Consider the following 20,181-nt stretch of genomic DNA (forward strand, 5'->3'; position numbering starts at 1 on the left):
GCGCAAGGCTGACAGCACCTTCTATCCACGCTATATGCGCCGCAGCAAGCGAGGATGCGGCACAATGACCGGAACGAAACGATCAAGCGAGGGGCTGGACACCCACCGCCGCAAGCTCTTGTTCCGTTCCTGGCATCGCGGCATGCGCGAGATGGATCTGATCCTCGGCACCTTTGCCGACGCCGAGATCGGTGCCTTGACCGACGAGGAAATCGACCAATATGAGAGGCTCCTCGACATTCCCGACACTGAATTCCTGCCGTTGATCACCGGCGAACGGCCGATCCCGGCGGATATCGACTGTGCCGTCCTGCAAAAGATCCTGGCGTCCCGCCGGACCATGACTTTCTGAACACAAGCAATTCCAGGAAAAGTGCGAAGCGGTTTTCCGTCCGGAATTGCGACAAACTGAAAACAAGCAATTCCAGGAAAAGTGCGAAGCGGTTTTCCGCCCGGAATTGCGATAGACAAGACCGTGATCTGATGAGCCTCATTCCCACCATTGGTCTGCCGAAAGGCCGCGCCGGCCAGTTCATCGTCGACGGCGTCGCCGATGGCTATGAAGCCTTCGCGCTGGTGCAGGCGGCCCTGGAAATCGCGCCCGACAAGCCGGTGCTGTTCGTGGCGCGCGACGGCCAACGCCTGCCGGCGATCATCGAGGCGCTGGCCTTCGCGGCACCTGGCCTGCCGGTGCTGGAACTGCCGGCCTGGGATTGTCTGCCCTACGACCGCGTCTCGCCCGGTTCGGATGCCGCCGCCAAACGCCTCGATGCGTTGACCGCGATGATCGCGCTGGCCAAGAAGCCGCACCGCGCCGTCATCCTCACCACCGCCAATGCGTTGCTGCAGCGCATTCCGCCGGCCGAACTGGTCGAGGCACAGACGTTTCACGCCAGGCCCGGCAACCAGATCGACATGAATGCGCTGGTGTCGCGGCTGGAAACGTCAGGTTTCGAACGCGTGCCGACGGTGCGCGGCATCGGCGAATTCGCGGTGCGCGGCGGCATTCTCGACCTGTTCGCTCCGGGCTGGACCGAGGCGCTGAGGCTCGATTTCTTCGGCGACACGCTGGAATCGATCCGCGTCTTCGACGCCGCCACGCAGCGCACCACCGGCCAGCGCAAGTCGATGGCATTGCAGGCGATGAGCGAAGTGGCATTGACGCCCGAAACCATCAGCCGCTTCCGCCGCTCCTACATCGAAGCCTTTGGCGCGCCGCAGCGCGACGACGGGCTTTACGCGGCGGTCAGCGAGGGCAGGCGCTTTGCCGGCATGGAGCACTGGCTGCCGTTCTTCTACGAGCGGCTGGAGACGGTGTTCGACTATCTGCCGGACACGCCGGTTGTTTTCGACCATCTGGCGCATGAGGCGCTGGCTGAGCGTCACACGCTGATCCTGGATCATTACGAGGCGCGTAAAAAGCAGGCTGACGCTGCGTTGAAAGATGCGGTGCCCTACAAGCCAGTGGCACCCGATCTGCTCTACCTGTCGCCGGAAAACCTGATCGCCTCGCTCGGACCGCGCGAAGCGATCGATTTCACGCCCTTTGATGCGCCCGATGCCGGCGCCAAAAAGGTCTATCACGCCGGCTCGCGCCATGGCCGCAGCTTCGTCGAGGAGCGCGCCGATCCGAACGTCAACGTGTTCGATGTGGTCGTCAGACACATCGCCGACGAGCGCGCCGCGCGCCGCCGTGTCGTCATCGCCGGCTGGACCGAAGGCTCGCTCGACCGGCTTGGCCAGATCCTGGCCGAGCATCATCTCGGCAATCTCAAGCAGGTCGAGACGCTGGCGGAAGCCGAACGGCTCGAGCCGGGGCAGGCGGCTCTTGCCGTGCTGCCGCTCGAATCCGGCTTTGAGACCGAAAAACTGGTCGTCGTTGCCGAACAGGATATTCTGGGCGACCGGCTGATCCGGCGCTCGAAGCGCAAGAAGCGCGCGTCCGACTTCATTGCCGAGGCCTCGGCCTTGTCGGCCGGCGATATCGTCGTCCATGCCGACCACGGGATTGGCCGCTTCATCGGCTTGCGCACCATCGAGGCGGTCGGTGCGCCGCATGATTGCCTGGAAATCCACTATGCCGGCGACGACCGGCTGTTCCTGCCGGTGGAGAACATCGAGCTTCTGTCGCGCTACGGTTCGGACTCGGCCGAAGCGACGCTGGACAAGCTTGGCGGTGGTGCCTGGCAGTCACGCAAGGCAAAGCTGAAGCGGCGCCTGCTCGACATGGCCGGGCAGCTGATCCGCATCGCCGCCGAGCGGCAGATGCGCGCCGCGCCGGCGCTGGTGCCGGCCGAAGGCCTCTATGACGAATTCTCAGCCCGTTTCCCCTATGAGGAAACCGACGACCAGCAGACGGCGATCGATTCGGTGCGCGACGACCTTGGCGCCGGCAAGCCGATGGATCGGCTGATCTGCGGCGATGTCGGCTTCGGCAAGACCGAAGTGGCGCTGCGCGCGGCTTTCATCGCCGCCATGGAAGGGTTCCAGGTTGCGGTGGTGGTGCCGACGACGCTGTTGTCGCGCCAGCATTTCAAGACGTTTTCGCAGCGTTTTTCAGGCCTGCCGATCCGTGTCGCCCAGGCCTCACGGCTGGTCGGCGCCAAGGAACTGGCCGAAACGAAGAAAGCGCTGGCCGAGGGCCAGGTCGACATCGTCGTCGGCACCCATGCGCTGCTCGGATCCTCGATCTCGTTCAAGAATCTCGGCCTGCTGATCATCGACGAGGAGCAGCACTTCGGCGTCAAGCACAAGGAGCGGCTCAAGGACCTGAAGACCGATGTCCATGTGCTGACGCTGTCGGCGACGCCGATCCCGCGTACGCTGCAACTGGCGCTGACGGGCGTGCGCGAACTGTCGCTGATCGCCACGCCGCCGGTCGACCGCATGGCGGTGCGCACTTTCATCTCGCCCTTCGATCCGCTGGTCATTCGCGAGACGCTGCTGCGCGAGCGTTATCGCGGCGGGCATTCCTTCTATGTCGTCCCGCGCATCAGCGATCTTGCGGAAATCCATGATTTCCTGAAGGAATCTGTTCCCGAATTGAAGGTGGCCGTGGCCCATGGCCAGATGCCGCCGGGTGAACTGGACGACATCATGAACGCTTTCTACGACGGGCAATATGATGTGCTTTTGTCGACCACAATCGTCGAATCTGGCCTCGACATCCCGACCGCCAACACGCTGATCATCCACCGCGCCGACATGTTCGGCCTGTCGCAGCTCTACCAGTTGCGCGGCCGCGTCGGCCGCTCCAAGGTGCGCGCCTATGCGCTGTTCACGCTGCCGGCCAACCGCAAGCTGACCGACACCGCTGAACGCCGGCTGAAGGTGCTGCAGTCGCTCGACACGCTCGGCGCCGGCTTCCAGCTCGCCAGCCACGATCTCGATATCAGGGGCGCGGGCAATCTTCTGGGCGAGGAACAATCCGGCCATATCAAGGAGGTCGGCTTCGAACTCTACCAGCAGATGCTGGAGGAGGCCGTCGCCGAGGTAAAGGATTCCGGCGAGGTCCAGGATGGCGGCTGGTCGCCGCAGATCGCCGTCGGCACGGCGGTGATGATCCCGGAAAGCTATGTGCCCGACCTGCAGCTCAGGCTGGCGCTCTACCGCCGTCTCGGAGATCTCGAAAACACCGAGGAGATCGACGCCTTTGGCGCCGAGCTCATCGACCGGTTCGGCCCGCTGCCGGACGAGGTGAAGCATCTCCTGAAGATCGTCTTCATCAAGGCGCTTTGCCGCAAGGCCAATGTCGAGAAGCTCGATGCCGGGCCGAAGGGCGTCGTCATTCATTTCCGCAAGCGCGAATTCTCCAACCCGGTCGGGCTGGTAAAGTTCATCGGCGAGCAAGGTTCACTGGCCAAGATCCGGCCCGACCACAGTGTCGTCTTTACCCGCGACTGGCCAACGGCCGAGAAGCGTCTGGCGGGCTCGGCGGTGGTCATGACGCAACTGGCAAGGCTGGTCGAGAAGGCGGCATAGCCCACCCTGCCCATTCGCCAGCGCTGAAATTCCGGTCTAGAATAGGAAATCGGCTTCGTGTATGGAGCCGCCAACCCATATAGGGGTGGAAATGCGGGCGAGGGTGTTCGCCGGAAAGAGCGTTGGGTGCAGCGATGACGAAATGGTCGCCGAATTCGTGGAGAGCAAAGCCGATCAAGCAGGTTCCTGCCTATCCGGACCTTGCCGCACTGAAAAACACGGAAGCCCAGCTCGCCACCTTTCCGCCGCTGGTTTTTGCCGGCGAGGCACGCAAGCTGAAGAAGCAACTCGCCGCGGTCGCAGCCGGCGAAGCCTTCCTGCTCCAGGGTGGCGATTGCGCCGAGAGCTTTGCCGAACATGGCGCCGACAACATCCGCGACTTCTTCCGCGTCTTCCTGCAGATGTCGGTCGTGCTGACTTTTGCCGGCGCACAGCCTGTGGTGAAGGTCGGCCGCGTTGCCGGCCAGTTCGCCAAGCCGCGCTCGTCCGACAATGAAACCAAGGGCGAGGTGACCTTGCCGAGCTATCGCGGCGACATCATCAATGGCATCGAATTCGACCAGAAGTCGCGCATTCCCGATCCGGCCCGCCAGGAAATGGCCTACCGCCAGTCGGCGGCGACGCTCAACCTTCTGCGCGCCTTCGCGCAGGGCGGCTATGCCAGCCTGGAGAACGTGCATCGCTGGATGCTCGGCTTCGTGTCGGACAGCCCGCAGGGCGAGAAATACGAGTCGCTCGCCAACCGCATCACCGAGACGATGGACTTCATGAAGGCCGTCGGCATCACCTCGGAAACCAACTACGCGCTGCGCGAGACTGATTTCTATACCAGCCACGAGGCGTTGCTGCTCGGCTATGAAGAGGCGCTGACCCGCGTCGACTCGACCTCCGGTGACTGGTACGCCACGTCAGGCCATATGATCTGGATCGGCGACCGCACGCGCCAGCCCGACCATGCCCATGTCGAATATTGCCGCGGCATCAAGAACCCGCTCGGCCTGAAATGCGGCCCGTCGCTGACCTCTGACGGCTTGCTGGAACTGATCGACCTGCTCAACCCCGAGAACGAACCCGGCCGGTTGACGCTGATCGCGCGCTTTGGTTCGGACAAGGTCGCTGATCATCTGCCGAAGCTGGTGCGCGCGGTGCAGAAGGAAGGCCGCAGCGTGGTCTGGTCGTCTGACCCGATGCACGGCAACACCATCGAGGCAGCCGGCTACAAGACGCGGCCGTTCGACCGCATCCTGAAGGAGGTGCAGACCTTCTTCGAGGTGCACCGCGCGGAAGGCACGCATCCGGGCGGCATCCATGTCGAGATGACCGGCAAGAACGTCACCGAATGCACCGGTGGCGCGCGCGCCATCACGGCAGAGGAATTGCAGGACCGCTACCACACCCATTGCGACCCGCGCCTCAATGCCGACCAGGCGATCGAACTGGCCTTCCTGGTGTCGGACCTCCTGAAGAAAAGCCATCCGGTGCAGCACAAGCAGGCTGTGAACGGCTGAACGGTCGATCCCGACCGATCGAAACAGGAAGGCGCCGGAGAAATCAGGCGCCTTTTTTCGTGTCGGGCCATGCTTTCGTGGCCATCGTCGTGTCAAACCTTACGAAAATTTATGCCGGCGCGATCACCGCAAAACCAAGATTAAGATGAAGGTTCCCGCCGACAGGATGTTATCCGGCGAGGGATCGGCAAATGACCATGGAAGACTCCACCCAGGAGCATCTCGAGAACGCCGAGCATGCCGAACATGCCGCGCATGAGGGCAATCCCTTTCTGACCACGGTCTCCGTGACCATTGCGGTGCTGGCGGTTCTTGCCGCGACGGTCGGCAGCTTCGAGTCGCTCGAAACCGCCGAGGCGATCAACGACAAGAGCGAGGCGGCCTACCTCCAGAACAAGGCCAGCGATCAGTGGAGCTTCTTCCAGGCAAAGAGCATCAAGAAGAACAGCTATGAGATCGCGGCGGCAATGGGCGGCCCCGCTGCCGGCCAATTCCAGGCCAACGCCAAGCGCAATGAAGCCGACGGCGCGGAGATAGAGGCCAAGGCGACCGAATTTGAAAAGCAGGTCGATGAAAAGCTGCGTGACAGCGACCTGCGGGAACATCGGCACCATGTTCTGACATTTGCCGTGACGCTGCTGCACATCTCGATCGCCGTCGCGACACTTTCCATCATCACCCGTGGCAAGCGCTGGCCGTGGATAGGCTCGCTGGCTCTTGGCGCCCTGGGCGCGATCGCCGCCGGCTTCGCCTATGTTTGATTGCGCTGGCGCTTCGGTCCGACATGGCCCAAGGGCATTCGTCGCGGGCGCAGGGCCGGGCGCGATCAGTCCTTCTTGTAGAGCAGCCAGCTCTTGCCGGCGCGGCCGGCCATGGTGGAATGCTTGGTGACGCGGTTGCGGCCGCTGACCTTGGAGCGGTAGAGCGCACGGTCGGCTTTCGTGTAGAGGTCCTCGGGGCCTTCGGCCTCCGACGCCATGCAGATGCCCATCGACACCGTCACGGTGCCGTAATTCATACCGGTCTGGCTGCTGGTGAACGGCGTCTGTTCGATCAGGGCGCGAATGCGCTCGGCGATCTCGCAGGTGGCGTCTTCGCTGGCGCCCTCGATGATCAGCGCGAACTCCTCGCCACCGGTGCGGGCGACGAACATGCCGCCGCGGATGCTGGTCTGGAAAATGTCGGCGATGATCTGGATGATCTTGTCGCCGACCGGGTGACCATAGCGATCATTGATATCCTTGAACCGATCGATGTCGGCAAGGATCAGGGCATTGAACAGAATGCCCTTGTTGCTGTTGTAGATCCGGGTGATTTCCTTGTCGAAGGCGCGCCGGTTCCAGATATGGGTCAACGGATCGGTGTCGGCGAGCCGCTTGTACTCTTCGAGCTTCGACTTGACGCTCTCGAGTTCGGTCGTCTTGTCGTTGAGCGTCGAGGCGACCTGTCGGCCATGATCAATGGTCGAGTTGGTGGCGACCGACATGGCGTTGGCGATCTTGTGCAGGAGATCCTGCGAAAGCAGGCTTCGGTTACTCAGGCCGCTCGATGTCTCATCGAGAATCCTGCCGTATTTTTCGATGTGGCCGCGCTCGCTCCGCAACAGCGATGCGACTTCCTCGAGCTCCCTGGCGATAACGTCCCGCGCATGCTCGACAATGTCGGGGCCATGGTTATGGGCAAAGAAAGAACGGCCGATCTTGTCCAACTCGTCCTGTGTCGGCCGGTTGCTCAGCGAGAGCACGGCAAGGCTGAGCTCGCGATTGGTGCCGCTCAGGGCCTCGTAGAAGATCTCGTAGTTGCGCGGCAGGCCAAGCACGCCAAGCTGGCGCATCGTGGCGACCACGGCAGATACGATATCGGTGCCTTGTTCGGTTGGGGCGGATGCCGGCTGCATGTCTAATTCACTCGTCCCCTCGGATCCCGACGCGGAATTGCGGGTTCCATTGATCGCCGCCCTGGGGAGCGCTACCCGATAGTCCGAAACATCTTGCGAAGAGACCTGTCCCCACCCACGACCTTCGCTTGGTGTAACCATAAATGCGGCAGCGCTAAAGTTTCCTTAATTTGCACGATTTCCACAAGTTTTCTCTACCTGTGGCTGTAGAAGCGTAAATTTTCGCACCTCCGTCGCGAGACAAGACCCAATTCGGCGTGTTGGATTCGAAATCCGTGCGGCGCGCTGCTGGAAATGAAACTGAATTTCGAAATTCGCCACGCCAATCGATGTCGTATTTGCTTGCGCGCAGTCCCCGCAAAGCTGGAATCCTGGCATCGATGCTGGACGAGGTTTCTTCAAGGGGTGCCAAAATGAGCGACAGTCACCGGGGATCATGCCTGTGCGGAGCGGTCCGCTTCCGGACGCACGGAGCGTTGCGTGGTGTCGTCTACTGCCATTGCTCGCAATGCAGGAAGCAGAGCGGGCATTTCTATGCCGCGACCAATGTTGCCGACGCCGACATCGTCATCGAGGGCGCCGAAAGCATCACCTGGTATGAAGCATCCGCTTTCGCCAGGCGCGGCTTCTGCAAGGCATGCGGGTCGGTGCTTTTCTGGAAGCCGAGGGATCAAGGCTACATTTCGGTCATGGCGGGATCGTTCGACAAGCCGACAGGCCTCAAGGGCGACTGTCACATCTTCGTTGGCGACAAGGGCGACTATTATTCGATCGACGACGGGCTGCCGCAATTTGAAAAGTCGACGCCTTCGATAGCGGTCGCCGAATGAATTTTGGACGAGACGCCTTATTCCCTTGATCGGGCCGTTGCTTTATCTCGTGCCGGTAACTCGGAAAGAGGTTTGGGCATGCAGCGGCTGATCGACGCTTTTTTCAATTCGGTACGGGCGTTTCGCAAGCTGGCTGCCAGCGAGAAGGCTTTCCAGCAGGAATTGCTGCTGTTGCTGCTCGCCTTGCCGGCGGGGTGGTTCGTTTCCGTCTCGTGGCGTGGCTACGCCTTGCTGATCGGGGCGGTGCTGCTCCTGATCATGGTCGAGGTGCTCAACACCGGGATCGAGGCCGCCTGCGATGCGTTCAGCCGCGAGTTCAACGTCGACATCCAGCTGGCCAAGGATTGCGGTTCGCTGGCCGTGCTGATTTCGGTGTTCATCGTCGCCGGCGTCTGGGGCATCGCGCTCATCGAGCGGGTCACAGGCTTTCCCATCTGACCTTCCGCCCGACCATGGAGGCTGGCGCCGTCACTGTTCCCGGCGACGCTCGCGCCTGGCGATGTGGCGGGCGACAAGCCAGGCCAGCACGGCCACGGTGAGGCCGATGCCGAGCCCGATCAGCAGTCGTTCGTGGCGCAGCAAGGCCTGGCCAACGAAATGCTCGGCGCCCAGCCCGAAAACGTAGCCAATGGTGCTGAACAGCACCGCCCAGATTATCGATGAGATGGCGTTGAGGATGACGAAGCGGGGTGCTGCTATGGTCGACAGGCCGGCCGCGATGCCGCCGACCAGGCGCATGCCGTAGACATAGCGGTTCGACAGCACGAAGACGTTGGGGTGGGTGTTGAGCAGGCGATAGGCGCGGCGGAAGCCGGGCCGCCTGCGCAGCCTGACGACATGACGGTTGTCTGCGAAACTTCTGCCCAGGATGAAGAAGAAGGTATCGCCGACGAAGGCGCCGAGCGCTGCCGCGACAAAGGCGTGCCAGAGCACGAAAACATGCTGGTGGGCGAAGAAGCCGCCGAGGATCGCGGCACTTTCCCCCTCGGCGACACAGCCGACGAAGACGGCGAGCAGCCCGTACTGTTCGATGAAATGATGGATCGCGTCGGTCATGGGGTCGACTTCTGCTGCGCCAGCCTCTCGTCGATCCGCTTGACCACTTCGGCCAGCCGCACGATCTCGTCGCGCATGCCGATGATCTGGCTGTGGCGCAGTTCATCCAGTTTTTCGTGGAGCGCCATGATCTCGATTTCGGCCTTCAGATTGACCTCGTAGTCGTGGGCGGCATCGATGCGGTCACGTTCGGTCTGGCGGTTCTGCGCCATCATGATCACCGGCGCCTGCAAGGCGGCGACCATCGACAGCACCAGGTTGAGGAAGATGAACGGGTAGGGGTCGAAGGCATCGCGCGTCAACAGCCAGACATTGCCCGCGGTCCACAGGACCAGAAAGGCAAGGAAGCCGAGGATGAAGGACCACGAGCCGCCGATGCGGGCAATGGTGTCAGCAAGCCGGTCGCCGAAGGTCTGGTGGAAAGCAATCGCCTTGTTGGTGTCCCTGGAGATCGTGGTGCGTTCGAGCGTCGATTGCAGCACCCGGCTTTCCAATAGGCTGAGGCCATCCGGGCGTCGCTTGAGCCAGCGGTTCGCCAGGTCGTCGATCGTCTTGTACATGGCAGTCTCCGTCGTCAGTGGAGATAGACGTAGAGGCTGCCGGCCCTCGCGGGAAGTGTTACATTCAAGCCAACAGCGAGGGATCCATGGCTGATTTCAAGAAAATTCGTCAGCGCGCGGCAAAACGCAAGGGCGGCGAGGCGGAGCTTTCGTCGTTGCTGGGGCCCGTGCCCGACAATGCCGCCGTCGCCGACATCCCGGACGATCGCATTCTGTCGACCATGGCGGAGCGAATCTTTGCCGCCGGTTTTGTCTGGCGCGTCATCGAACAGAAATGGCCGGGTTTCGAGGAGGCGTTTCTGCGTTTCGAGCCGAAGCGGCTGTTGTTCCAACCTGATGATTTCTGGCACGATCTGGCTTCCGACCAGCGCATCGTGCGCAATCCGCAGAAGATCAAATCGGTCCGCGACAATGCCGCCTTCGTCGAACGCGTGTCCAAGGAACATGGCGGCTTCGGCCATTTCCTTGCCGATTGGCCAGCAGATGATCAGGTTGGGCTGATGGCCTATCTCGGCAAGCATGGCAGCCGGCTCGGCGGCAACACCGGCCAGTATTTCCTGCGCTGGCTTGGCTGGGACGCCTTCGTCATTTCGGCCGACATGGCGGCGGCCCTTCGTGATGCTGGCCTCGATATCGCCGAAAGCCCGACTTCGAAGAGAGACCTCGACAAGATCCAGGCCCAGATCAATCAATGGGTGGCGGACACGAGGCTGCCGCGCCGGCACATTTCGCGCATCCTGGCGATGTCGATCGGAGAGAACAATTCGCCGCAGTCGTTGCGCGAATATATGGGCGACGACTGATCGCCGGTCTGGGCGCGAGTGACCCCAGGTCATTCGGATCGGCACGGTCTGGGGTGGTCCAAACGAACGCCATTGCTCGGGCAATTCCGCCGCGCTAAGTCAGCAGGCATGACCAAGAAGCCCGACATACTGCGCATCGCGATCGCCCAGCTCAACCCGACAGTCGGCGATGTCGCCGGCAACCTCGCCAAAGCCCGCGAGGCGAGGGCGGATGCCGCGCGCCAGGGCGCCGATCTCGTGCTCTATACCGAGCTTTTCCTTGCCGGTTATCCGCCGGAGGATCTGGTGCTGAAGCCGGCCTTCCTCAAGGCCTGCGAAAAGGCGGCGCAGGAGTTCGCCGCCGATACATCGGATGGCGGTCCGGGCGTCATCATCGGCACACCGCTGAAGCGCAAGAGCGGCACGCACAATTCGATCATCGTCGCTGATGGCGGCAAGATCCTGGCCGAACGCTACAAGCTCGACCTGCCGAACTATGGCGAGTTCGACGAAAAGCGCGTCTTCCAGGCCGGGCCGGAACTGCAGGGCCCCGTCAATTTCCGCGGCGTGCGGCTGGGCATCCCGATCTGCGAGGACATCTGGGGCGACGTTGCGGTCTGCGAGACGCTGGCCGAGAGCGGCGCTGAAATCCTGCTGGTGCCGAACGGCTCGCCTTATTATCGCGCCAAGATCGACGTGCGCCATCAGGTCGTCATCAAGCAGGTCATCGAATGCGGCCTGCCGTTGATCTATGCCAACCAGCTCGGCGGCCAGGACGAACTGATCTTCGACGGTGCCTCCTTCGCCATCGGTGCCGACAAGACATTGGCTTTCCAGATGAGCCAGTTCGAGGACGCCGTCGACGTCACCACGTGGAAACGCACGGAGGACGGCTGGGTCTGCTCGGAAGGGCCGATGTCGAAGATCCCGGAGCGGGAAGAGGCCGATTATCGCGCCTGCATGCTGGGCCTGCGCGACTACGTCAACAAGAATGGCTTCAAGAATGTGGTGCTGGGCCTGTCTGGCGGCATCGATTCGGCGATCTGCGCTGCGCTAGCCGTCGACGCGCTTGGCGAGGAGCGGCTGCGCGCGGTGATGATGCCCTACCGCTATACGTCGAAGGATTCGCTGAAGGATGCCGAGGACTGCGCCCGCGCGCTCGGCTGCCGCTATGACATCGTACCGATCTTCGAGCCCGTCGAAGGCTTCATGCACGCGCTGACGCAGCTTTTCGAAGGCACCAAGGAAGGCATCACCGAGGAAAACCTGCAGAGCCGCGCGCGCGGCACCATCCTGATGGCGATCTCCAACAAGTTCGGCTCGATGGTGGTCACGACAGGCAACAAGAGCGAGATGTCGGTCGGCTACGCCACCCTCTATGGCGACATGAATGGCGGCTTCAACCCGATCAAGGATCTCTACAAGATGCAGGTCTATGCGTTGTCGCGCTGGCGCAACAGCCATGTGCCGCCCGGCGCGCTCGGACCGTCGGGCGAGGTCATCCCGAAGAACATCATCGACAAGGCGCCGTCGGCGGAATTGCGGGAAAACCAGACCGACCAGGATTCGCTGCCGCCCTATCCGGTGCTGGACGACATCCTCGAATGCCTGGTCGAAAACGAGATGGGCGTCGACGACATCGTGGCGCGCGGCCATGACCGGGCGACGGTGACGCGCATCGAGCATCTGCTCTATATCGCCGAATACAAGCGCCGGCAGGCCGCACCTGGCGTGAAGATCACCAGGAAGAATTTCGGCCGCGACCGCCGTTATCCCATCACCAACCGTTTCAGGGATCGTGGATAAGGCGCGGTTCGTCCACTGGGCGAAAATGCGCGGTGCCGCGAGGCGAGGACACAGCCATGCAAGACTGTGAGATCAGTTTCGACCTCGCGCGGATCGACTTCCGTGCGACCTCGGACCTGTTGATGACGAGCTACTGGGGCGCCGGACGCAACGACGAGTTTCATCGCCGGGCCTTTGCCAATTCGTTCTGCGCCGCCGCTTACATCAATGGCCAACAGGTCGGCTTCGGCAGGGCGATCACCGATCGCACGGTGTTCGCCTATCTCGCCGACATCATCGTCTGGCCCCGGCATCGCGGGCAGGGCATCGGCTTGCGGCTGGTGCGGGGGCTCATCGATCATCCCGAACTCGGCACCGTCTCGCACTGGAGCCTGTCGACCAGCGACGCGCATGGCGTCTATGAGAAACTGGGTTTCAAACCCTCGACGGACGGCCGATACATGCGCCTTGATCGCACGCCCCAATGACGGGCACACGGCGAAAGCTTCCATCCGCCATTGTTGCAAAATAATCTCAGTGCTTGGACCAGATACGCTTTGGTCCGGAGCTGGTCTTGGCGATGCATCGGGCCGTCTTTATAAAGGCCGTTCCGCGATTCTTTGCGGGAGGTCCGAATGGCAGTATTTCACATGGTAATGCGAGGCCGCGAAGCCTAGGTCCCGTCCGGCGCTCCGCGAAGGTCTACTCTTCGCGCCGAAGCCGGATTGGGCACAGGCTTATGCCGATGCCGGTCGCCGTCCTGACAAGGGCGTGACGCCAAAATATGCCAGTCCGCTTCCGGGCAATCATTAGCCCTTTGCGCGGCTTCTTCAATTTTCGACTTTACTGGGATCGGGCTCGTTTGCGCCCGAATGACATCATGGCTCGTCTTAAGATCGATTTGCGCGCGAGCGCGTTTCGCAGCGTTCTTGGTTTCTCGCTCACCCACTGGCGGCGCCAGCCTTGGCGGCTTTCGCTCATCATGAGCGGTTTCCTGCTGTCGACGCTGGCCGACGTCCTGACGCCGCTTTATTCCGGCCGGCTGGTCGACGCCGTCGCCAGCAGCGCCGGTGCGGACGCCATTGCCTGGAATGCCGCGATGACGGCGTTCTCGATTCTGATGGCGCTGGCGCTGGCCGGCGTTGTGCTGCGCAACCTTGCGTTCATGGGCATCGTCGAACTGACGCTCAAGATGATGGCCGACATCGCCGCCGATGCCTTCCATCGCGTCCAGCGGTTTTCCACCGACTGGCACGCCAACAGCTTTGCCGGCTCGACCGTGCGCAAGGTGACGCGCGGCATGTGGGCGCTCGACCTGCTCAACGACACCATCCTCATCGCGCTGCTGCCGTCCGTTGTCATGCTTGTCGGCTCGACGCTGCTGCTCGGCTGGTTCTGGCCGCTGATGGGGGCGGTCGTTGCCGCCGGCTCGGTGCTGTTCATCATGGTGACCGCAATGCTGTCGCTTGGCTATGTCGCGCCGGCGGCAAGGCTCGCCAATACGTGGGATACACGCCTGGGCGGTTCGCTGGCCGACGCGGTGAGCTGCAACGCAGTGGTCAAGGGCTTTGGCGCAGAGGAGCGCGAAGAGCGCCGCCTGGCCAGGGTCGTCGCCAAATGGCGAGGACGCACGCGCCGCACCTGGGTGCGCGGCACGGTCAACGGCACCACGCAAGGGGTGCTGCTGCTGGCCATGCGGGCCGCGGTGATCGGCTTGGCGCTGATGCTGTGGTCATGGGGGCAGGCGAGCGCCGGCGACGTCGCCTTCGTGCTGACCTCGTTCTTCGTGCTGCAGGGCTATTTGCGCGATATCGGCACGCATATCCGCAATTTGCAGCGTTCGATCAACGACATGGAGGAACTGGTCGATTTCCAGTCCGAACCGCTCGGCATCGAGGACGGGCCCGGCGCCGGGCCGATCCGGATCACGCAAGGGGCCATCAGCTTCGACAACGTCACCTTTCACTATGGCAATCACCGGACGCCGCTCTATCGCGACTTTTCGGTCGATATCGCACCGGGTGAACGTGTCGGGCTCGTCGGTCACTCGGGGTCGGGCAAGACGACGTTCGTCAAGCTCATCCAGCGGCTCTATGACGTGAATGCGGGCAAGATCCTGATCGACGGCCAGGATATCTCGCAGGTGGCGCAAGCGTCGCTGCGCGGGCAGATCGCCATCGTCCAGCAGGAGCCGATCCTGTTCCACCGGTCGCTCGCCGAAAACATCGCCTATAGCAGGCCGAGCGCGACGCAGGCCGAAATCGAACATGCCGCCAGGCTGGCGAGCGCGCACGACTTCATCGTCAACCTGCCGAAGGGTTACGGCACGCTGGTCGGCGAGCGCGGCGTGAAATTGTCGGGCGGCGAGCGGCAGCGCGTGGCGATCGCGCGCGCCTTCCTTGCCGATGCGCGCATCCTGATCCTGGACGAGGCGACATCGAGCCTCGATTCGGAATCGGAGGTGCTAATCCAGCAGGCGATGGAGCGGCTGATGGTCGGCCGCACCACGCTGGTCATCGCGCACCGGCTTTCGACGGTGCGGGCCCTCGACAGGCTGCTGGTCTTCGATCGCGGCAACATCGTCGAGGAAGGCTCGCATGACGAACTGATCCGGCTGAAGGGCGGCATCTACCGACGCCTGTTCGAGCGCCAGGCGCTCGAGCTGACCAAGGGACTTGCCATCTGACCTGGGGTGGCCTTCGGCTTCGTTCGGAGGCCACCTCTATCAGGCGCCGTCAACCGGTCGGGAGAGTGGCACGGAGGCAGGCAACCGCGGGCGGAGCCGAACCTGTTGCGAACGCATCGGCGGTGGCTCCCCGTCACCCAGCCTATGCTGGCCGAGCCAATCCGTGACGTGAAGCGATATCCAGGTCCCCTGCGGATCCTGAGCGTGAGACATTTTATTTATGGTGCCGATCGAGATACGTTGTCTCAACCATTGATTGATATTGCTTTTCTCAAAGCAACTCAGGGGAGATCTTCGCGTCTCCTGGGATCCGATTGATCAGCGCAGGGTTTCGCCCTCCGGCAGACGACCTCCGTAGGCCTCACGATGCATCTTGGTTCTGTAAATGCCGGTGTGAAAAGCGTGGCTGCGCCGTCGGTGCGGGAGACGCAGCACGGCACGGTTCGGCCGCTCGCAGCCGAAGACCTCGAGCGTGTCGCCGCACTCTTCCTGACGAAGTTTCGGCGGCGACGTCACCTTCTCGATCGCGCGATCGCGGAGACGGCCGAGTATATGAAAAAGATCTATCTTGAGCCTGCCGGCCAGCCCGGTGAGAGCAGCGCGCTTGTCCAGATCACCCCGCAGGGCCGTCTGGGTGGCTTCCTCGGGGTCCTGAAGGCCCGCTACGAGCTCAACGGGGCGGCATTGAACGCGGCGATCATCGGACCGCTCATGGCCGACCCCGGCACCGATCACGGCTCGGCCGGACCGCAATTGCTGCGTGCCGTGCATCAAGGCGCATTCGATCTGCACCTGACCGATTCGGCCAACCGGGTGTCCCTGGCCTTCGCGCGCCCGATGAAGTATCAGCTGCTGCCGGTGCATTGTCTGGGATGGACCTGCATTTTCCGGCCGGCCGCGATGGCAGCCGCCGTGGCGCGCGGTAAATGGCCGGGCCTGCCTCGCTTCGCACTCGATCCTTGCGCCAGGGCATTCGACACTTTTACGAGAAAAAGGTTCGAGCCGCCCGCCCAGCATTCCTCGTCACACCGGGTCCATCGCGAGCCGATGGATGCCGCGCAGTTTGCGGAGCGGTTGCCGACGCTGGTGTCCGATTACGCGCTTCGGCCGCGCTGGCAGGATGGCGAGCTGCCACGGCTGCTCGCGCTGGCGGCCGAGAAGCGGGCCGACGGTCCCCTTCATTTCGGCGGGACCTATGACGAAACAGGCAAAATACTCGGCTGCTACGCTTTCTACGGCCAAGCCGGCGGCATCGCGAACCTGTTGCAAATCCAGGCCTCCGGATCTCATTGGGGTGCGACGCTGGATGGCTTGATCGCCGACGCGCGGAATATGGGCTGCGTGGGCATCGCCGGGCAGACACAAGGCAGGTTCATGCCTCAGCTCTTCGGCTACAAGAATGTCCTCCTCCGCTATGCCGGGGGGACGATGGTCCGCTCGCGGATCGCCGAGGTCACGGAAGCGGTCCGCTCCGGCGACATCTTCATCGGTGGCTTGATGGGCGACCGCTGGACCCGCCTCAGTTCCGATGATTTCGGCCGCTGATCAGCCTCGGCTCGACCGGCGTCGGCTCCGCCCGCCGGCTGCGCTCGAACGTGGCACGCGCCGCCCGGTCTTTTCATTGCGCGCGCCATGTTCTATGTCTGCGGCACAGCGCGGGGGCGCATCTTGTCAATCACAAAGGCATCCGGTACGCCCCATCCATGACAGTTACCGTTCGTTTCGCCCCGTCACCGACCGGCCGCATCCATATCGGCAATGCGCGCACCGCTCTCTTCAACTGGCTGTTTGCCCTGAACAACAAGGGCCGCTTCATCCAGCGCTTCGACGACACCGACATCGCCCGCTCGAAGCAGGAATTCGCCGACGCCATCCTCTACGACCTGCATTGGCTGGGCATTTTCCCGGACGCCACCGAATATCAGTCGCGGCGCTTCGAGATCTACGACGCGGCCGTCGAGCGGCTGAAGGCGGCTGGCGTTCTCTATGCCTGCTACGAAACGCCGGAGGAACTCGATCTCCGGCGAAAAGTGCGCCGCACGCGCGGCCTGCCGCCGGTCTATGGCCGCGAGGCCCTGGCGCTGACCAGAGAGCAGGTGGCCGAATACCAGGCCGACGGGCGCCGGCCGCACTGGCGTTTCCTGTTGCCCAATTTCTCAGACGATCCGCAGCAGCCCGAACGCACCGACATCCACTGGAACGATCTGGTGCGCGGCGAGGAAACGGTCGATCTCGCTTCACTCTCGGATCCAGTGCTGGTGCGCGAGGACGGCACCTACCTTTACACGTTGCCGTCCGTCGTCGACGACATCGAGATGGGCATCAGCCACGTCATCCGTGGTGATGACCATGTCACCAATACCGGCGTGCAGATTGTCCTGTTCAAGGCGCTGGGCGCCGAACCGCCGGTTTTCGGTCACCACAATCTTTTGACCACCGTCTCGGGCGAGGGACTGTCGAAGCGCACCGGGGCTCTCTCCATTGAAAGCCTGCGCGAGGACGGTATCGAGCCGATGGCCGTCGCTTCGCTGGCCGTGCTGGTCGGCACTTCGGAGAATGTCGCGGCCGTGCATGACCTGGCCGAACTCGCCGGCCATTTTGACCCGGCCGCGACCTCGAAATCATCGGCCAAGTTCGATCCGGACGAGCTGTTCGTGCTCAACCGCGTGCTGCTGCACCACATGCCCTTCGACGAGGCCCGAGACAGGCTGATGGTGCTCGGCATCTCGGGCGACCAGGCCGAACCTTTCTGGTTGGCGGTGCGCGGCAATCTCGACCGGCTCGCCGATGCGGTGGGCTGGTGGCGCATCCTGCGCGAGGGTCCGCAGGAACGGTCCGATTTTTCCGCCGACGACCGCGATTTTCTTCATCAGGCCTTCGATGTCCTGCCGGAAGAGCCCTGGAACGGGACAGTCTGGAAGGATTGGACCGGCAAGATCAGGGAAGCGACCGGGCGCAAGGGCAAGGGGCTGTTCATGCCGCTCAGACTTGCGCTTACCGGACTGCCTTCGGGGCCGGAGCTTGCAGATTTATTGCCGCTGATGGGTCGGGAAGGAACGTTGGCCCGACGACCCTGACCTTGCGCTGTTCCGGCGGCAAGGCGGATACGGGCGATGTCACCGGCTTGGCGGAAAGCCGCTTGATGGCTTCGCGGTCGAGCCCGCCTTCCATATTGGCCAGGGTTTCCGGGTCGGCGCCCGGATCGGGCTTGGAGGCCGGGACCGGAATGAACGGTGCCGCTTCGGTTTCGGGCTGCGACTGTTGCGGATTTGGCGGGTTGCCGCCAATGATCTGGAAGTTCTGCGCCGCATTGCAGCCGCAAGCCGGTGGGCGCGGCATGTTGGACTGCTTGTAGAGATAGGCGGTCGGCAGTTCGCTATAGGGCTTGCCGGTGACCGATGATGTCATCGCGGCGGAATCGTCGTCCATGCCGCGCGAATAGAAGACCTGCATCTCGGTGCCTGGGCAGCTCGATTCGCAGTTCTTCTGGTCGCGCTCGAAATCGCTGACCGAGGCCGCGTTCGACATCGGGAAGAAGTAGCCGTCGCAGGTACGCACGCACATCGTGCGGAACTCGCCGCCGGTGCTCGGGAAATCGGGAACCCCGGGCTGGTTCAAAACCCTGCTGATATTGCGCTCCCCATCGGGACTGTCGGGCTGGTCAAGCGTGTCGCCCTGCTGGCTGTCATTGCCGAAAAGCTGGTTGAACAGGTTCGCGTTGCTGTCCTCTCCACGATCAGCTTCCTGCAGCGGAGCGTGGCGCGGCGCAACCGTGTCGTCTCGGCAGCCATTGGCGTCGAGCGCGGCCAGGATGCGGCCACGGTCGCGACGAGATCCGCCGCCGGCGAGCTGGGCGCGCTTGGCCTGGAGGCTGTCGAGATTGGCATTCATGCGGTCGATGGTGGCGTTGAGCCCGGCGCATTGGTTGACGTTGCGGGAAAACAGCGAGAATCCGCACCCGGCGCTGTCCGCCTGGCCACGGGCCTTGGAGATCTGTTCGCGCTGCCGGTCGATCGCGGCGTCGTATTTCCGGATCATTGCCGAGCCACCGCCGCCGCCACGCGAAGCCGCGGTAAGATCGGCCTCCAACTGACGACAGACCCGCGAAGCGGCCTGTGGCTCGGAGATGGTGGCGCCGGACAGCAGCAGGCCAAGCAGCATGGCAGCATGCGCCCGCTTCAACCCTGCGCTTATCATCCGCCTCAAATCCCGCTTGCCTGTGGCCGCCAAGCTACCCCGTTCTCGGTTAATCGTCTGTTTCGGATGCCGTCCAGCGATTTGGCTGAAAGCCGTCAAGTTGCGGCAACGGATCACGGCAAACCGTTCGCGCTGATTGTCAGAACTTGTAGTTCATGCCGATCTTGACTGTGCTGAACTTGTTGTCGAACTCAGTGTTGCTGCCACCGTAGTCGATGGTCTGGTCTCGCAGATCGACATAAAGATATTCGACATTCGCGGACCAATGATCGGTGAATGCCTGTTCCAGCCCTGCGCCAAGAGTCCAGCCAGTCTTGGTGCCCTTTTCTGAAAAGCTATTTAAGGGTCCGCCAAGATATCGGTTTTCGACGCTTCCGTAAGCCAGGCCACCGGTTCCATAGACCAGGGTACTGTCGAACGCATATCCGGCCCTGGCGCGCAGCGTCCCAAACCAGTCCACCTTGGTGTCGTATGTATCGCCGCGGACGCCGACATTGATTTCGCCCGAGTGTCCCTTGATGTCCGAGCCCGCAATGTCAGCTTCGACGCCGAGAACCAGGGAATTGATCTGGTAGTTATAGCCGACTTGAACACCACCTAGGAATCCGTCGATGTCGTAGTCCTGGCTTGCTTGAAACGTTGGCGTGTTGGGCGAACTGAAAGCCGCGTCGGTTTTTCCAAAACCGTAGCCAATCTGCCCGCCGACATAGACGCCGGACCAATCATGGACGGTTGTGGGCTCGGCACTGATGGCGTCCGCGGCCAGCGCGTGTCCGCCGATCAGCGACAGCAATGCGGATGCGAGCAACAGGCCCTTCACGACGTCCTCGCCGTCAAATGAGATGGACAACCATATCAGGTAGGCTTTCCCGGCGAAATCCGCTTCCGGCCAACGCCGA

17 protein-coding genes are annotated in these 20,181 nt (G+C 62.6%); 12 read left to right on the forward strand and 5 right to left on the reverse strand.

All coding sequences use genetic code 11. The annotated features are described in order from the left end of the window. Positions 1-64 precede the first annotated feature (64 nt). From AC07UC_RS20735 to AC07UC_RS20750, 4 genes are all read left to right on the forward strand, one after another. Positions 65-352 (forward strand): succinate dehydrogenase assembly factor 2, encoded by a 288-nt coding sequence (locus tag AC07UC_RS20735; RefSeq protein ID WP_202322162.1) that lies wholly within the window; start codon positions 65-67, stop codon positions 350-352. A 131-nt stretch (positions 353-483) separates the two neighbouring features. Then, positions 484-3,981, forward strand: coding sequence for a transcription-repair coupling factor (mfd, locus tag AC07UC_RS20740; protein WP_494907262.1), 3,498 nt, complete (start codon positions 484-486; stop codon positions 3,979-3,981). Positions 3,982-4,115: 134 nt separating this feature from the next. Beyond that, positions 4,116-5,489 carry a class II 3-deoxy-7-phosphoheptulonate synthase gene (locus tag AC07UC_RS20745; protein ID WP_494907263.1) on the forward strand — a complete coding sequence of 458 codons (1,374 nt, stop codon included), beginning with the start codon at positions 4,116-4,118 and terminating at the stop codon, positions 5,487-5,489. A gap of 191 nt (positions 5,490-5,680) precedes the next feature. Beyond that, positions 5,681-6,250, forward strand: coding sequence for a DUF4337 family protein (locus AC07UC_RS20750; RefSeq protein WP_494907264.1), 570 nt, complete (start codon positions 5,681-5,683; stop codon positions 6,248-6,250). A 65-nt stretch (positions 6,251-6,315) separates the two neighbouring features. Here the strand turns inward: AC07UC_RS20750 and AC07UC_RS20755 are convergent, their stop codons facing one another. After that, on the reverse strand, positions 6,316-7,386 hold the full coding sequence (locus AC07UC_RS20755) for a GGDEF domain-containing protein (protein ID WP_202322171.1): 1,071 nt from the start codon (positions 7,384-7,386) through the stop codon (positions 6,316-6,318). Between the two features lie 413 nt (positions 7,387-7,799). On the opposite strand from AC07UC_RS20755, the gene AC07UC_RS20760 reads away from it, so the two are divergent. Together AC07UC_RS20760 and AC07UC_RS20765 are read left to right on the forward strand one after the other, a co-directional pair. Continuing rightward, the gene (locus AC07UC_RS20760; protein WP_140773319.1) at positions 7,800-8,216 is read left to right on the forward strand and encodes a GFA family protein; all 417 of its coding nucleotides are present in this window, start codon (positions 7,800-7,802) and stop codon (positions 8,214-8,216) included. Positions 8,217-8,294: 78 nt separating this feature from the next. After that, complete coding sequence (locus AC07UC_RS20765; RefSeq protein ID WP_494907265.1) at positions 8,295-8,654, forward strand: diacylglycerol kinase; 360 nt, start codon at positions 8,295-8,297, stop codon at positions 8,652-8,654. 30 nt (positions 8,655-8,684) lie between these two features. Here the strand turns inward: AC07UC_RS20765 and AC07UC_RS20770 are convergent, their stop codons facing one another. Together AC07UC_RS20770 and AC07UC_RS20775 are read right to left on the reverse strand one after the other, a co-directional pair. Next, positions 8,685-9,272, reverse strand: coding sequence for a DedA family protein (locus tag AC07UC_RS20770; protein ID WP_494907266.1), 588 nt, complete (start codon positions 9,270-9,272; stop codon positions 8,685-8,687). Then, the gene (locus AC07UC_RS20775) at positions 9,269-9,832 is read right to left on the reverse strand and encodes a DUF1003 domain-containing protein (protein ID WP_494907267.1); all 564 of its coding nucleotides are present in this window, start codon (positions 9,830-9,832) and stop codon (positions 9,269-9,271) included. The genes AC07UC_RS20770 and AC07UC_RS20775 overlap by 4 nt, the downstream gene beginning before the upstream one ends. 86 nt (positions 9,833-9,918) lie before the next feature. Between AC07UC_RS20775 and AC07UC_RS20780 the strand changes: the two genes are divergently transcribed. The 6 genes from AC07UC_RS20780 (at position 9,919) to gltX (ending at position 18,162) form a co-directional block, all read left to right on the forward strand. Then, positions 9,919-10,635: a DNA-3-methyladenine glycosylase I gene (locus AC07UC_RS20780; protein ID WP_494907268.1), complete on the forward strand. Its 717-nt coding sequence runs from the start codon at positions 9,919-9,921 to the stop codon at positions 10,633-10,635. A 108-nt stretch (positions 10,636-10,743) separates the two neighbouring features. Next, the gene (locus AC07UC_RS20785) at positions 10,744-12,420 is read left to right on the forward strand and encodes an NAD+ synthase (RefSeq protein ID WP_202322178.1); all 1,677 of its coding nucleotides are present in this window, start codon (positions 10,744-10,746) and stop codon (positions 12,418-12,420) included. Between the two features lie 56 nt (positions 12,421-12,476). Further along, a complete protein-coding gene (locus tag AC07UC_RS20790; protein ID WP_494907269.1) occupies positions 12,477-12,887 on the forward strand; it encodes a GNAT family N-acetyltransferase in 411 nt (136 codons plus the stop codon). 392 nt (positions 12,888-13,279) lie between these two features. Next, complete coding sequence (locus AC07UC_RS20795; protein ID WP_494907270.1) at positions 13,280-15,085, forward strand: ABC transporter ATP-binding protein; 1,806 nt, start codon at positions 13,280-13,282, stop codon at positions 15,083-15,085. 366 nt (positions 15,086-15,451) lie between these two features. Continuing rightward, positions 15,452-16,630 carry a hypothetical protein gene (locus tag AC07UC_RS20800; protein WP_494907271.1) on the forward strand — a complete coding sequence of 393 codons (1,179 nt, stop codon included), beginning with the start codon at positions 15,452-15,454 and terminating at the stop codon, positions 16,628-16,630. A 158-nt stretch (positions 16,631-16,788) separates the two neighbouring features. Continuing rightward, entirely contained in the window at positions 16,789-18,162 is a 1,374-nt protein-coding gene (gltX, locus tag AC07UC_RS20805) for a glutamate--tRNA ligase (RefSeq protein ID WP_494907272.1), read from the forward strand. Here the strand turns inward: gltX and AC07UC_RS20810 are convergent. Together AC07UC_RS20810 and AC07UC_RS20815 are read right to left on the reverse strand one after the other, a co-directional pair. Further along, a complete protein-coding gene (locus AC07UC_RS20810) occupies positions 18,080-19,282 on the reverse strand; it encodes a DUF2865 domain-containing protein (RefSeq protein ID WP_494907273.1) in 1,203 nt (400 codons plus the stop codon). The two genes, gltX and AC07UC_RS20810, sit on opposite strands and share 83 nt — an antisense overlap. Before the next feature lie 139 nt (positions 19,283-19,421). Then, the gene (locus AC07UC_RS20815; protein ID WP_494907274.1) at positions 19,422-20,102 is read right to left on the reverse strand and encodes an outer membrane protein; all 681 of its coding nucleotides are present in this window, start codon (positions 20,100-20,102) and stop codon (positions 19,422-19,424) included. Positions 20,103-20,181 lie beyond the last annotated feature (79 nt).

This window comes from Mesorhizobium sp. GW821-FHT04C10, assembly GCF_059420305.1.

What these genes read in the sequence shown, in the direction of transcription:
- gltX (WP_494907272.1), top strand. Translation starts at nt 16,789, where the DNA reads ATGACAGTTACCGTTCGTTTCGCCCCGTCACCGACCGGCCGCATCCAT.
- AC07UC_RS20765 (WP_494907265.1), top strand. Translation starts at nt 8,295, where the DNA reads ATGCAGCGGCTGATCGACGCTTTTTTCAATTCGGTACGGGCGTTTCGC.
- AC07UC_RS20735 (WP_202322162.1), top strand. Translation starts at nt 65, where the DNA reads ATGACCGGAACGAAACGATCAAGCGAGGGGCTGGACACCCACCGCCGC.
- AC07UC_RS20785 (WP_202322178.1), top strand. Translation starts at nt 10,744, where the DNA reads ATGACCAAGAAGCCCGACATACTGCGCATCGCGATCGCCCAGCTCAAC.
- AC07UC_RS20775 (WP_494907267.1), bottom strand. Translation starts at nt 9,832, where the DNA reads ATGTACAAGACGATCGACGACCTGGCGAACCGCTGGCTCAAGCGACGC.
- AC07UC_RS20745 (WP_494907263.1), top strand. Translation starts at nt 4,116, where the DNA reads ATGACGAAATGGTCGCCGAATTCGTGGAGAGCAAAGCCGATCAAGCAG.
- AC07UC_RS20790 (WP_494907269.1), top strand. Translation starts at nt 12,477, where the DNA reads ATGCAAGACTGTGAGATCAGTTTCGACCTCGCGCGGATCGACTTCCGT.
- AC07UC_RS20780 (WP_494907268.1), top strand. Translation starts at nt 9,919, where the DNA reads ATGGCTGATTTCAAGAAAATTCGTCAGCGCGCGGCAAAACGCAAGGGC.
- AC07UC_RS20770 (WP_494907266.1), bottom strand. Translation starts at nt 9,272, where the DNA reads ATGACCGACGCGATCCATCATTTCATCGAACAGTACGGGCTGCTCGCC.
- AC07UC_RS20795 (WP_494907270.1), top strand. Translation starts at nt 13,280, where the DNA reads ATGGCTCGTCTTAAGATCGATTTGCGCGCGAGCGCGTTTCGCAGCGTT.
- AC07UC_RS20755 (WP_202322171.1), bottom strand. Translation starts at nt 7,386, where the DNA reads ATGCAGCCGGCATCCGCCCCAACCGAACAAGGCACCGATATCGTATCT.
- AC07UC_RS20760 (WP_140773319.1), top strand. Translation starts at nt 7,800, where the DNA reads ATGAGCGACAGTCACCGGGGATCATGCCTGTGCGGAGCGGTCCGCTTC.
- AC07UC_RS20800 (WP_494907271.1), top strand. Translation starts at nt 15,452, where the DNA reads ATGCATCTTGGTTCTGTAAATGCCGGTGTGAAAAGCGTGGCTGCGCCG.
- mfd (WP_494907262.1), top strand. Translation starts at nt 484, where the DNA reads ATGAGCCTCATTCCCACCATTGGTCTGCCGAAAGGCCGCGCCGGCCAG.
- AC07UC_RS20810 (WP_494907273.1), bottom strand. Translation starts at nt 19,282, where the DNA reads ATGATAAGCGCAGGGTTGAAGCGGGCGCATGCTGCCATGCTGCTTGGC.
- AC07UC_RS20750 (WP_494907264.1), top strand. Translation starts at nt 5,681, where the DNA reads ATGACCATGGAAGACTCCACCCAGGAGCATCTCGAGAACGCCGAGCAT.